Annotated in this window: 14 protein-coding genes; 8 read left to right on the top strand and 6 right to left on the bottom strand. The window is 68.4% G+C overall.

Features of this window, described 5'->3' with window-relative positions; all coding sequences use genetic code 11:
• The 4 genes from RMO97_RS14570 to flgF form a co-directional block, all read right to left on the bottom strand.
• On the bottom strand, positions 1-404 hold a 404-nt coding region (locus RMO97_RS14570), incomplete at its 3' end, for a flagellar basal body L-ring protein FlgH (protein WP_310541770.1).
• 14 nt (positions 405-418) lie between these two features.
• A complete protein-coding gene (flgA, locus tag RMO97_RS14565) occupies positions 419-1,159 on the bottom strand; it encodes a flagellar basal body P-ring formation chaperone FlgA (RefSeq protein WP_310541769.1) in 741 nt (246 codons plus the stop codon).
• 4 nt (positions 1,160-1,163) lie between these two features.
• Complete coding sequence (flgG, locus tag RMO97_RS14560) at positions 1,164-1,952, bottom strand: flagellar basal-body rod protein FlgG (RefSeq protein WP_310541768.1); 789 nt, start codon at positions 1,950-1,952, stop codon at positions 1,164-1,166.
• A gap of 14 nt (positions 1,953-1,966) precedes the next feature.
• Positions 1,967-2,704, bottom strand: a complete 738-nt coding sequence (gene flgF, locus RMO97_RS14555) for a flagellar basal-body rod protein FlgF (protein WP_310541767.1) — start codon at positions 2,702-2,704, stop codon at positions 1,967-1,969.
• 223 nt (positions 2,705-2,927) lie between these two features.
• On the opposite strand from flgF, the gene RMO97_RS14550 reads away from it, so the two are divergent.
• The 6 genes from RMO97_RS14550 to RMO97_RS14525 all read left to right on the top strand — a co-directional run bounded on the left by RMO97_RS14550 (position 2,928) and on the right by RMO97_RS14525 (position 9,738).
• Positions 2,928-3,524 (top strand): flagellar basal body-associated FliL family protein, encoded by a 597-nt coding sequence (locus RMO97_RS14550; RefSeq protein ID WP_310541766.1) that lies wholly within the window; start codon positions 2,928-2,930, stop codon positions 3,522-3,524.
• A gap of 101 nt (positions 3,525-3,625) precedes the next feature.
• The gene (gene fliM, locus RMO97_RS14545; RefSeq protein WP_310541771.1) at positions 3,626-4,618 is read left to right on the top strand and encodes a flagellar motor switch protein FliM; all 993 of its coding nucleotides are present in this window, start codon (positions 3,626-3,628) and stop codon (positions 4,616-4,618) included.
• Entirely contained in the window at positions 4,615-5,241 is a 627-nt protein-coding gene (locus RMO97_RS14540; protein WP_310541765.1) for a DUF6468 domain-containing protein, read from the top strand. Before fliM ends, RMO97_RS14540 begins: the two co-directional genes overlap by 4 nt.
• Positions 5,238-6,221, top strand: a complete 984-nt coding sequence (locus RMO97_RS14535) for a MotE family protein (protein WP_310541764.1) — start codon at positions 5,238-5,240, stop codon at positions 6,219-6,221. The genes RMO97_RS14540 and RMO97_RS14535 overlap by 4 nt, the downstream gene beginning before the upstream one ends.
• 4 nt (positions 6,222-6,225) lie before the next feature.
• Positions 6,226-9,150, top strand: coding sequence for an endoglucanase (locus tag RMO97_RS14530; RefSeq protein ID WP_310541763.1), 2,925 nt, complete (start codon positions 6,226-6,228; stop codon positions 9,148-9,150).
• Between the two features lie 6 nt (positions 9,151-9,156).
• Positions 9,157-9,738: a phosphotransferase-like protein gene (locus RMO97_RS14525; RefSeq protein ID WP_310541762.1), complete on the top strand. Its 582-nt coding sequence runs from the start codon at positions 9,157-9,159 to the stop codon at positions 9,736-9,738.
• A gap of 15 nt (positions 9,739-9,753) precedes the next feature.
• Here the strand turns inward: RMO97_RS14525 and fliP are convergent, their stop codons facing one another.
• Together fliP and RMO97_RS14515 are read right to left on the bottom strand one after the other, a co-directional pair.
• Entirely contained in the window at positions 9,754-10,551 is a 798-nt protein-coding gene (fliP, locus tag RMO97_RS14520) for a flagellar type III secretion system pore protein FliP (protein ID WP_310541761.1), read from the bottom strand.
• Positions 10,548-10,823 carry a flagellar biosynthetic protein FliO gene (locus RMO97_RS14515; protein ID WP_310541760.1) on the bottom strand — a complete coding sequence of 92 codons (276 nt, stop codon included), beginning with the start codon at positions 10,821-10,823 and terminating at the stop codon, positions 10,548-10,550. Before RMO97_RS14515 ends, fliP begins: the two co-directional genes overlap by 4 nt.
• A gap of 93 nt (positions 10,824-10,916) precedes the next feature.
• Between RMO97_RS14515 and RMO97_RS14510 the strand changes: the two genes are divergently transcribed.
• Positions 10,917-11,336 (top strand): flagellar biosynthesis protein FlgB, encoded by a 420-nt coding sequence (locus tag RMO97_RS14510; protein ID WP_310541759.1) that lies wholly within the window; start codon positions 10,917-10,919, stop codon positions 11,334-11,336.
• Positions 11,337-11,347: 11 nt separating this feature from the next.
• Positions 11,348-11,556, top strand: a 209-nt coding sequence (locus RMO97_RS14505; protein WP_310541758.1) for a flagellar basal body protein, incomplete at its 3' end; no start/stop codon positions are given.

Below are 11,556 nucleotides of genomic sequence, written 5' to 3'. Positions count from 1 at the left end.
TTGGTTTCCAGTCCGGCGGCGAGGTCCGTGCCGGGCGGCAGCAGGCGGCCGAGGCTGCCCGACAGGCCAAACAGCGACGGCGCGGCGGCCTCCATGCCGGAGGCGCGCCGGCTGTTCGAGGCGTTCGAGGTCTGGGCGCTGTCATTGATGTCGATCTGGACGGTGAGGATGTCACCGGTCCGGGCGGCGCGTTGATCGATGAAGAAGGCGCGTGCGCCAGAGCGCCACAGGGAATTGGCCGAGGCCGGTTGGCCCTGGCTGCTGGCCATATAGACCTGTTCCTGCGCCACCAGGGCGGCGGGGTAGCCGACGGGGGCAAGGGTGGGGCCAACTACGGCCTCCTTCACGGTCGAGCAGGCGGCCAGCGGGAGGAGGGCGGCAAGAGCGAGAACAGACAGACGCATGGGACGGGTGCTTTCTAACGCTGGGCGTACTGGCCGCGGCCCAGTGACCTGAGTTGGTCGGCGGCTGGGCCGACCACGGCCTGGCCGGGTCCGCTGGCGGTGGCCTGGATGATCTTCTTCGAGGCGGTGTTCTGGATCGAGACGGTGTCGCCGATCCCGGCCGCGCCCATGGCCTTGCCCTCGAGGGACAGGCTGATTCCGCCCGCCTCATAGAGCACGGAGACGGCGTCTCCGGCCTTGATCACCTGCGGCGCGGAGACGTCGCGGAGTGAGACGGCGGCTCCGGCGCGGAGTGGGCGCTTGGCGGCCATGCCGATCACGGCGTCGGCGTCGCGGGGGGCGTCGGCGGGGGCGCCGGCCGCCTTGGCCCAGACCACGTCTTGCGGGTGGACCATCTCGCCGGCCGATAGGCTGCGGGCATAGGTGAGGACTTCGACATTGCCCCGGGCGGGCGGCGTGCTGAAGCCTCCGTCGGCTCCGGCGCGGACGACGATGCGGCGGATGCCCTCGGCGTTGGCCCAGTCGAGGCCTGCGCGGCGGGCGGCGAGCTGCACGGCCCCTGCGTCCAGGACCGCGGAGGTTCCGGGCCGGGTCGCTACGGCGACCTTGCCGGCTGAGCCCGCGCCGTCGAACAGGTCCGACAGGGTGATGAGGCCGTCGGCGTCGAGGGTTTCGGACTTCAGGGTCACGGCCTGACCGGCCAGGGCCGGGGCCGCGGCGAGGGACAGGACGGCGGCGAGGATCAGGGTGCGCATCCGCCTAGCCCTTCAACTGGTTGGCGGCCTGCAGCATCTGGTCGGCGGAGGTGATGACCTTGGAGTTCATCTCGTAGGCGCGTTGGGCCACGATCAGGGTGGTGATCTCGGTGACGGCGTCGACGTTGGAGGCCTCGGTATAGCCTTGAAGCAGGCCGCCGAACCCGGTGGAGCCAGGGGCCCCGGTGGTGGCCGCGCCCGAGGCGCCGCTCTCCATGAAGAGGTTGTCGCCGATGGCTTCCAGCCCGCCTTCGTTGACGAAGGTGGCCAGTTCCAGGTTGCCGACTGTCTCCGGCGTGGTGGCCCCGGCCTTGGTGACCTGGACCTGTCCGGACTTGGAGATGATCACGTCGGTGGCGTCGCCCGGGATCGTGATGGCCGGCTGCAGCTGGTAGCCGTCCTCGGTGACGAGCTGGCCCTGATCATTGACCGAGAGATTGCCGGCGCGGGTGTAGGCGGTCTCGCCAGAGGGCTTGAGCACCTGCAGGTAGCCGCGGCCCTCGATGGCCACGTCGTAGCGGTTACCGGTGGCGGTCAAGGCGCCCTGCTCGGTGATGCGGTAGACCGAACCGGTCTTCACGCCGCCACCCACCTGGACGCCGGTGGGCACGATGGTCCCCTGGTCCGACGACTGCGCCCCAGCCCGTTCCAGGGTGTTGTAGAGCAGATCCTGGAACTCGGCCCGTTGGCGCTTGAAGCCAATGGTGTTCATGTTGGCGATGTTGTTGGAGATGACCTCGACGTTGAGCTGCTGGGCAGCCATGCCGGTCGCGGCGGTGCGAAGTGCTTGCATGTCTTAAACTTTCCTTACTGCGACTTGCCCATCCGCTCGATCGAGCGGCGGGACAGGTCGGCGTTGGAATCCATCATCTTGGCCATCGACTCGTAGGCCCGCGTCACGTCCATCATCCGGGTGATCTCAAGGACGGTCTTGACGTTAGAGCTCTCCAGCATCCCCTGGTGGACACGGGCGTCCGGGGCCGCCTGAGGCTGGGCGTTCGAGGTGTTGCGGTAGAGGTTGTCTCCAACCTTTTCGAGGATCGAGAGGGTGTCGAAGCGGACGACGGCGACCTTGCCGATCCGCTCGGCGCCCTGGCTGATCGTGCCGTCCGTGGCGATGGTGACTGGCCCCTTCTGGGGATCGACGGTGACCTCGCCGCCGCCCTCATCCAGCACGGCCTGGCCGCCCTGGGTGGTGATCCGGCCGATGTCGTCCATCCGGAAGTGCCCGTCGCGAGTGTAGCGCTCGCCGTCCGCGGTGGTGACCTTGAAGAAGCCCATGCCCTCGATGCCGAGGTCGAAGGGGGCGTCGGTCTTGTGCAGAGAGCCGGGGGTGAAGTCGCGGGCGACACCGGAGTCCAGCACGAACTTGATCGGCTGGGGGCCGCCGAAGGTCCTGGCCGGAGCTCGCGGCGCGGCCTCCAGCATCAGGCTCTCGGCCTTGAAACCGGTGGTGTCGGCATTGGCGATGTTGTTGGCCACGATGTCGAGCTCGCGGCGCAGCGTCATCTGCCTCGACAGTCCGACATAGAGAGCGTTGTCCATCGCCGTGCTCGAACCTTAAACCTGCGACACTTTCGTCGGAGGGAAGACTGCAAGCTTCGGGCCAGTCTGAAAGTTGAATAAAATCAACAAACAAGAAGGTTAATGGAGTGTTTTCGGCCGAATTTGCCGGGCAGGCTTGGACCGTCCCCGACACCCCCAAAAAAACCAGTCCTTAACCATGTCGGCCCCACACAGAGAGGATAGAATCTAAGGAGCCGCGTGCGTGGCCAAGGACAAGGTCAAGGAAGCCCCGGCCGGCGAAGCCGTCGAGGGTGAGGAAGGCGAGGCCGCTTCTGGCAAGAAGAAGCTGCCGATGAAGATGATCATCATCGGCGCCGCGGCCGCGGTGCTGGTGCTAGGCGGCGGCGGGACCGCGGCGATGATCTTCCTGAAGCCCAAGCCCGATGAGGCCCACGGCAAGGCCGACGACCACGGCAAGGACAAGAAGAAGGAAAAGAAGGGCGAGAAGGGCAAGGAAGAAAAGACCATCGGCACGATCGCCGAAGGCCCGGACGGCGTCCTGTTCTACACCATGCCCAATGTCGTGGTGAACATGCAGACGGCCGACGGCCGCGCCACTTTCCTGAAGCTGAAGCTCACCCTCGAGGTTCCTGACCAGGACACGGTCGACCTGCTGGAACCCAACATGCCCAGGCTGCAGGACATGTTCCAGACCTTCCTGCGCGAACTGCGCCCGGAGGACCTGCAGGGCAGCCAGGGGTCCTACCAGCTGCGGATGGAGATCCTGCGGCGGGTGAACCTCGTGATCGCCCCTTCAAAAGTAAATGCCGTCCTCATTGAGGAGATGTTGATCAACTAGGGCCTATCCCTGGTCGGCGTATCCCCATGGACGAAGAACTCGAAAACCAGAACGCCGCCGAGGGCGAGGATTGGGCTGACGCGGAACAATCCGCCGACAGCATGATCGGCTCTGAGCGCATCCTCAATCAGGATGAGATCGACAGCCTGCTGGGCTTTGATCTCTCCGACGAGGAGGCGGCCGAGCGCTCGGGCATTCGCGCCATCATCAACTCCGCGCTCGTTTCGTACGAACGCCTGCCGATGCTGGAAATCGTCTTCGACCGCCTGGTGCGGTACATGACGACGAGCCTGCGCAATTTCACCTCTGACAACGTCGAGGTCAGCCTCGACAACATCTCCTCGATCCGGTTCGGCGACTATCTGAACTCGATCCCCCTGCCGGCCATCCTGTCGGTGTTCAAGGCCGAGGAGTTGGAGAACTACGGTCTGCTGACCGTCGACTCCAACCTGATCTATTCCATTGTCGACGTGCTGCTGGGCGGACGTCGCGGCACCGCGGCCATGCGCATCGAGGGCCGCCCCTACACCACCATCGAACGCGTGCTGGTGCAGCGGATGGTCGAGGTGGTGCTGGCCGACGCCAAGCTGGCCTTCGAGCCCCTGACCCCGGTGACCTTCACCCTGGACCGCCTGGAGACCAACCCGCGCTTCGCCGCCATCGCTCGGCCTCCGAACGCCGCGATCCTGGTCAAGCTGCGGGTGGACATGGAGGATCGCGGCGGCCGCATCGAGCTGCTGCTACCCTACGCCACCCTCGAACCCATCCGGAAGATGCTCCTGCAGCAGTTCATGGGTGAGAAGTTCGGTCGCGACAACATCTGGGAAGGCCACTTGGCCACCGAACTCTGGACCACCCAGATGGAGGTCCGCGCCGTCCTGGACGAGCAGCAGATCAGCCTGAAGGAGGTTCTCGACCTCCAGGTCGGCCAGACCATCATGCTCAACGCCACCCCCGACAGTCTCATCGAGCTGCGGGCCGGAACCATCCCACTCACCCGGGGCCGAATGGGCCGCCGCAATCATCACATCGCCGTACGTGTGGAGGCGCCGCTTACGCCCCACGCCCGGCGCGCCGTGCAGAGTTTGAAATGAGCCTGATCGCCCTTGGAATGAACCTGATGCTGGCCGGCCTGCTGGCCGCGGCCCTGATGATGGGGTTCCGGCTCAATATCCGGCTGAAGCATCTGCGCGATAGCCATGATGGCTTCGCCCGGGCCGTCGCCGAACTGGATGTCGCCGCCGCCCGCGCCGAGCAGGGTCTGGCCGACCTGCGCGCGGCCACCGACGAAGCCACCGACGCCCTGGCCGACCGGATCGAGAAGGCGCGCGCCCTGACCGCCAAGCTGGACCGCCACCTGCAGGGCGCGCCCGCCGCCGCCGCCCCGGCCCATTCCGATCGCTCCGAGCGCATGGACCGCGCCGAGCGCATGGACCGCGCCGATCGCATGGACCGCGCCGAGCGCATGGCGCGGGCCGACCGCGGTGCGCCGATCCCCTTCCGCCGCGAGGCCGTCGAGGTGAACGAGGAGGACGTCGAGCGCGTCACCCATCGCCTGGGCGCCCTGCTGTCGGCGGCGCGTGAGCCCCGCGCCCGGCCTGAGCCCGAGCGGTTCGTGCGTCCCGATATCTCCCCTACGCGTCAGCGTCCCCGTTTTGAAGACGACCTGTTCGACGGCCCCACCGATCGCGTGGCCGTCGCTGGAGCCCGCCGATGAAAAACATCCCCCGCATTCTGCCCCTGGTGGGCATCGCCGCCGCCGGGGTCCTGGCGGTGAACGCCATGGCCGGCGCCAAGTCGCTGCCCGACATGTTCTCCGGCGCCAAGGCCTTCGCCGAGGAAGCCGCCAAGCCCCTGACCGGCAAGGCCGCCGCTGACGCCGCCAAGGCGGAGGCCGCCACGGTGGGCGCCGAGGGCGCGGCTTTCGGTTCGGCCCTGGATGCGTCTTCCCTGTCGCTGGCCCCCAAGCCGGCTCCGGCCGTCTGCGCCCCCACCGCCGCCGAGCTGGCCAAGGAGGCTGGCCTTTCGCCTGCCGAATTGCAGATCCTGCAGAGCCTGGGTTCGCGCCGGGGCCAACTGGATCAGCGCGAGCAGGACCTGGACGTGCAGCTGGCCCTGCTGGCCGCCGCCGAGGCCAAGCTCGACGCCAAGGTCAAGACCCTCACCGGCCTCAAGGGCGACATGCAGACCCTGCTGAACCAGGCCGACGGCAAGGAGCAGGGCGAGGTGGACCGCCTGGTGAAGGTGTTCGAGGGCATGAAGGCCAAGGACGCCGCGCCGCGCATGGTCATGCTGGACGACTCCGTGCGCCTGCCGATCGCCGGTAAGATGAAGGAGCGCTCGCTCTCGGCCATCATCGCCGCCATGCCGCCGGCCGAGGCCAAGCGCCTGACCGAGAGCCTGTCACGCCGCTTCGCCGACGCCCGCAAGGTCGCGGCCAACGCCGAGAGCGCGGCCTCCAACGCCGCGGCGAACACCGCGGCGCCCAAGCAGGCCTCCATCGATCCCACCGCCGAACCGGCTCCGGCCCCCACGGCGGCGCCCCGCAAGGCCGCCCCGAAAAAGGTCGCCGCCCGCAAACCCGCGCCGAAGGCCGCGCCGGTGCAGCAGGCCGCCGCGACCCCGGCTCCAGCCGCCGCCGCCCCGACCGTCCAACCCGCCACCCCCGCGGCGGCGGCGCCGCCGAAGGCCGGCTAGTCCATTGAGCCTGCGCCGGGCCCTTCACTCCAGCGTCGCGGCGATCTGCATCGCCGGCGTGATCGCGCCCACCGGCGTGGCTGCGCCGGCGCAGGTCGCGGCTCGCGGCCCGCTGGACGTGCACGTGGCCCAGGCCAAGGACTTCTCGCGCATCGAGCTGCACTGGGCGGGCGGCGCGCGCGCGGTCACCAAGCGCGACGGCCAGGTCCTGACCCTGAAGTTCAACCGGGACGCCAATCCCGATATCTCGCGACTGCGGGTCGATCCCCCCAAGTGGCTGAAGACCGCCGAGGCCCGCCATTCCGGCGGCGGGCTGGAACTGGTCCTGACCCTGACCGAGAACGCCGAGGCCAAGGTCGGGAACGCGGACGGCGCCACCTATATCAACCTCTTCGAACGCCCCCCGCCGCCCGAGCCCGAACTGGCGGAGACCTCGGCGCCGATCGTCGCGCCAGAGCCGCCGCGCCCCAATCCGGTGCCGGCCAGCGGCGTGGTGGCGATGGACGCCAAGCTGGTCAACGGACAGGTCATGCTGACCTTCCCCTGGGCCAATCCGAACGGGGCGGCGGTGTTCCGGCGGGGTGACGCCATATGGGTGGTGTTCGACGCGCCCGCCGATCTCGACGTCTCCAGGGCCCCTCGGGGCCTTCGCCAGTTTTCCAAGGTGCAGAGCTTCAAGGGCTCTGACTATTCCGCCGTCCGCATCGCCGCGCCGAAGGGCACTCCCTTCTTCGCCTCGGCCCAGGGGGCGGTCTGGACCGTGGCCATCGGTCCCGGGGCCCAGAGCCAGAGCAGCCAGGTCCGTATCGTGCGCGACGATGTCGGCGGCCCTGCGGCCCTCAAGGCTGTCGTCTCCGGCACGACCCGCACCCTGAAGGTGGGCGACCCCATCGTTGGTGACACTCTGTCGGTGGTCACCGCGCTTAGCCCCGCCAAGGGCGTGCCCAGCCGCCGTGAATATGTCCAGATGGCCGTCCTGCCCTCGGCCCAAGGCCTGGCGCTGGAGGCCTATGTCGACGATCTGAACCTCAGCCACGAGGGCGATCTGGTGCAGATCGGCCGGCCGGCGGGGTTGACCCTGTCGCCGATCTCGGCGGGGGTCGAACGGGCCGAGGCCGATCTCGGAGCCCCGCAACCGGCCGGGATGCCGGCCCTGATTGACTACGCCAACTGGCCCAAGACCGGCAAGGGCGGCTTCCTGGTCCGGCATAACGCCCTGCTGAACGCCTCCATGGATGAGGCCGGCAAGGGCCGGGATGCGCCCGTGGCCGCGCGCATGGCGTTCGCCCGCTTCCTGGTGGGCTCGGAGCTCTCCTTCGAAGCCATCGGGTTGCTCAACGACACCGCGCGCACGCACCAGGAGTTGCTGGACGACCCGGAGTTCCGCGGCCTGCGCGGCATCGCCCGGGTGATGGCGCGACGCTACAAGGAGGCGGAGGCTGACTTCTCCGCGCCGATCCTGGCCGACGACCCGTCTGCGGCCTTGTGGCGTTCCTACATCGCCTCGCAGCTGGCCCAGTGGCCGGAGGCCCGCAGCCAGTTCGCCGCCGGCGCCGAGGCCTTCGACCAGTTCTCCCCGGCCTGGAAGGCCCGCTTCGCCCGCGGCGACGCCCAGGCCGCCCTGGCGCTTGGGGATATCGACGGCGCCGACGCCCGCATCAAGTTGGCTCTGATGGACAAGACCGAGCCGCTGGAGGAACTGGCCACACGCTTGGTGCAGGCTCGCGTGGTGGAGGCCCAGGGGCACCCCGACCGGGCGCTGCGCATCTATGCCGCCGTGACCAGCGCCCCGGTGGAGTCGCTGTCGGCGCCCGCCCTGCTGCGCGCCACCCAGATTCGCCTGGCGGCGGGGAAGATCACACCGGTCCAGGCCGCCAACGTCTTCGACGGACTGCGGTACCGTTGGCGCGGTGACTCAACCGAGCTGGAGACGATCCGCGCGCTGGGCCAGCTCTATCTGGACCAGGGCCGTTACCGCGAGGCCCTGGAGGCGTTGAGGTCGGCGGGTCAGAGGCTGCCCGACCTTCCAGAAGCCCTGCAGCTGCAGAACGACCTGGCCAGCGCCTTCCGCGCCCTGTTCCTCAGCGGGACCGCCGACGGGCTGGAGCCGATCCAGGCGCTGGCCCTGTTCTACGACTTCAAGGAACTGACCCCCCTGGGCGCCGACGGCGACCAGATGGTGCGCAAGCTGGTCCGCCGGCTGGTGGATGTCGACCTCCTGGACCAGGCCGCCGATCTCCTGAAGTACCAAGCCGACAATCGCCTCGACGGCGTGCCCCGGGCCCAGGTGGCGACGGATCTGGCCCTGATCTACCTCATGGACCGCAAGCCCGAGCAGGCGCTCATGGCCATCAACAGCTCGCGCAACACCATCCTGCCGACCTCACTGAATGTCGAGCGCCGCCTGGTGGAGGCCCGCGCCCTGATGGCGCTTGGTCGCCTTGACGCCGCCCTGGAGGTCATTGAGCGCGACACCTCTCGCGAAGGGGCCGACCTGCGGGCCGAGGTGGTCTGGAAGAAGAAGGACTGGGGCGGCGCTGGCGTCCTGTTCGAAAAGTCGCTGGCCGACCGCTGGAAGTATCCGGGCCCGCTGGCCGCGGAGGAGGAGGGCAAGCTGCTCCGCGCCGGCGTCGCCTACAGCTTGGCCGGGGACGATGGGGCGCTGTCGCGTCTGCGCGAACGCTACCAGGGCTTCACCGACCAGGCCCGCAATCCGGACGCCCTGAGGGTGGCGCTGTCGGGGGTGCAGGACGGCCGGCTCAGCGTCGCCGACTTTGGCCGCATCACCGCTGACAATGAGGCCTTCGCCGGCTGGGTCGCCAAGATGAAGGGCCGCCTGAAGACCAAGCCCGCGCCGATCGGGGTCGCGAAAGCCGCGCCCGCGCCCGCCAAGCAGGCGGCCGCTCCGGCGGCGCCTAACAAGGGCTAGTCGGGGATGGCCTGCGGCCGACTGATCGTCGTCAGCGGTCCAGCCGCGGTTGGAAAATCGACTATAGTCAGAGCGTTGCAGGCTGAGCTCTCACGGCATGGTCAGATGTGGCTCACAATCGAACTCGACACTTTCGCGCGGTCATTGCCGCGTCGCTGGCTCTCTTGGGGCGACCATCACGGCCGCTTCGCTGAGCTAGGCTTCGTCTACGCCAGGACTGGCAACGGCCAAGTCGAGCTGGCGATCGGTCCGGACGGTCGGCGTTTCCTGTCGGCGTTCCACCGGTCGGTCGCGGCCGTCGTCGAGCAGGGGATAAGCGTTGTCTGCGAAGGCATCGTTTATGACGATGAGGATTGGCGCGATTGGACCGCTGCGCTTGCGGACGTCCCCACTTGCTGGGTGAGGCTCACGGCGCCTCTCTCGATCTTGGAGAGCCGCGAACGGGCTGAACGGTCTGAGGCCTCGCAGGGACTCGCCCGCGGAATGACGGCGAGGAGCCTGGCCGGCAAGTACGATCTGGAGATCGACACCGGAGCCGAGGCCATCGCCGCAAGCGTCCAGCGCGTGGCGAACTGGCTCTGGGCTTAGCGCCCTCAGCGTCGCCTACCCCCCGCCAGCCCCGCGCTGGAAGCTCTCCACGAGGGAGCCCGCCACCAGCCGCCAGCCGTCCACCAGGACGAAGAAGATCAGCTTGAAGGGCAGGCTCACGACCACGGGCGGCAGCATCATCATGCCCATGCTCATCAGCACGCTGGCCACGACGAGGTCGATCACCAGGAACGGAACGAACAGCAGGAAGCCGATCTCGAAGGCGCGTTTGAGCTCCGAGATCATGAAGGCCGGCGTCACCACCCGCAGCGGGGTTTCCTGCGCCGTGGCCGGACGGGGGATCTTCGAGAGGCGGATGAAGAGGCCCAGGTCCTCCTCGTCCACCTGGGCGAGCATGAAGGTTTTCACCGGCCCGCCCGCCGCGTCGAACGCCGCCGGCAGCTCCATCTGCTGCTCGAGGAGCGGCTTAATCCCGTCCTGGTAAGACTTCTCGAAGGTGGGCTGCATGATGATGGCGGTCAGGAACAGCGACAGCGAGATCAACACTGCATTGGGGGGGCTCTGCTGGAGGCCCAGCGCGGTGCGCAATAGCGACAGCACCACGATGATCCGCACGAACGAGGTGGTCATGATCACGATCGACGGGGCCAGCGACAGCACCGTCAGCAGGCCCACCAGCTGCACCACCCGCTCGGTCAGGCCCGCGCCTGTTCCGAGGTCGATGTTCAACGCCTGGGCGGCGGCCACGGCGGGGAACACCAGGGCGACCAGGGCGGTCAGCGCCGCGATCCCCGCGGCCCTGCGCCAGTCCTGCGCCGGCAGGGTCCGGATCGCCTTCAGGAGCCCGCTCACCGCTTGGCGTCCTTCTGCGTCACGTCGCCCAGCAAGCGGCCTTCGCCCAGCAGCAGCAACTGTTCGCGCCCATCGCATTCGAAGATCACCAGCCGCCGCGCCGGGTCGATCACCAGGGTTTCCACCAGCCTCAGCCGGCGGTCCTTCTTCTGGGTGGCGTAGCGCGCCAGCGCCTCCGGCCCCCATTTCCGCAGCGCCACGGCAGCCGCGCCGATGAGGCCCAGCGTGATGGCCAGGGCGAAGACGCCTCTCAGAAAGTCGGTAGGTTCCATGGGACGGCGCTTCTGCGGCGGGAGGAGGGTGCGCCCATTCGCATGCGAGTCCCTTAATTGCGGATTAACCCTGTCTCTTCACCATGTTGACCCATGAACCTGGCCGAAATCCCGCTGTTCCAGATGCTGAAAGGCCGCCTCGGCTATCTGGGCGAGCGGCAGAAGGTCATCGCCCAGAACGTCGCCAATACCTCCACCGCCGGCTACGTCGCCCAGGACCTGAAAGCCTTCAGCTTCTCGTCCAAGGTGCAGGCCGGGGGGGGCGCCACGACCATGGCGGCGACCTCGGCCGGGCATCTGCGGCCGCCGAACGAACGGCGCGGGCTGGGCGCGGCCTACAAGCCCGTAAAGACCCCTACCTCCGAGACCACGCTCAACGGCAACACCGTCGTGCTGGAGGAGGAGATGATCAAGATGGGCGACGCGCGCACCAACTACGACGCCGCCATCGGCTTCTACCAGAAGTCCCTGGGCCTCATGCGCATGGCGGCCCGCCGTCCCGGTTCCGGATAAGGAGGGCCTAGGTGCCCGAGATCAAACCCACGGCCGGCGTCGCTCAAGCGATCGCCGCCTCCGCGCTCAGGGCCCAGCAGGGCCGCATGCGGGTCATCGCCGAGAACATCGCCAACGCGAACTCGACCTCGAAGGTCGCAGGTGGCGACCCCTACCGCCGCCAGGCGCCAGTCTTCCAGCCCGCCAAGGTGCCCGGCGGAATGGGGGTGAAGATGGGCCG

The organism is Phenylobacterium sp., assembly GCF_031425575.1.
Lineage (GTDB): Bacteria > Pseudomonadota > Alphaproteobacteria > Caulobacterales > Caulobacteraceae > Phenylobacterium.
The sequence above is the reverse complement of the archived record's forward strand: the minus strand, read 5'-3'. Positions and strand labels throughout refer to the sequence as shown.

What these genes read in the sequence shown, in the direction of transcription:
- RMO97_RS14525 (WP_310541762.1), top strand. Translation starts at nt 9,157, where the DNA reads ATGGCCTGCGGCCGACTGATCGTCGTCAGCGGTCCAGCCGCGGTTGGA.
- flgG (WP_310541768.1), bottom strand. Translation starts at nt 1,952, where the DNA reads ATGCAAGCACTTCGCACCGCCGCGACCGGCATGGCTGCCCAGCAGCTC.
- flgA (WP_310541769.1), bottom strand. Translation starts at nt 1,159, where the DNA reads ATGCGCACCCTGATCCTCGCCGCCGTCCTGTCCCTCGCCGCGGCCCCG.
- fliM (WP_310541771.1), top strand. Translation starts at nt 3,626, where the DNA reads ATGATCGGCTCTGAGCGCATCCTCAATCAGGATGAGATCGACAGCCTG.
- RMO97_RS14535 (WP_310541764.1), top strand. Translation starts at nt 5,238, where the DNA reads ATGAAAAACATCCCCCGCATTCTGCCCCTGGTGGGCATCGCCGCCGCC.
- RMO97_RS14515 (WP_310541760.1), bottom strand. Translation starts at nt 10,823, where the DNA reads ATGGAACCTACCGACTTTCTGAGAGGCGTCTTCGCCCTGGCCATCACG.
- RMO97_RS14540 (WP_310541765.1), top strand. Translation starts at nt 4,615, where the DNA reads ATGAGCCTGATCGCCCTTGGAATGAACCTGATGCTGGCCGGCCTGCTG.
- flgF (WP_310541767.1), bottom strand. Translation starts at nt 2,704, where the DNA reads ATGGACAACGCTCTCTATGTCGGACTGTCGAGGCAGATGACGCTGCGC.
- RMO97_RS14510 (WP_310541759.1), top strand. Translation starts at nt 10,917, where the DNA reads ATGAACCTGGCCGAAATCCCGCTGTTCCAGATGCTGAAAGGCCGCCTC.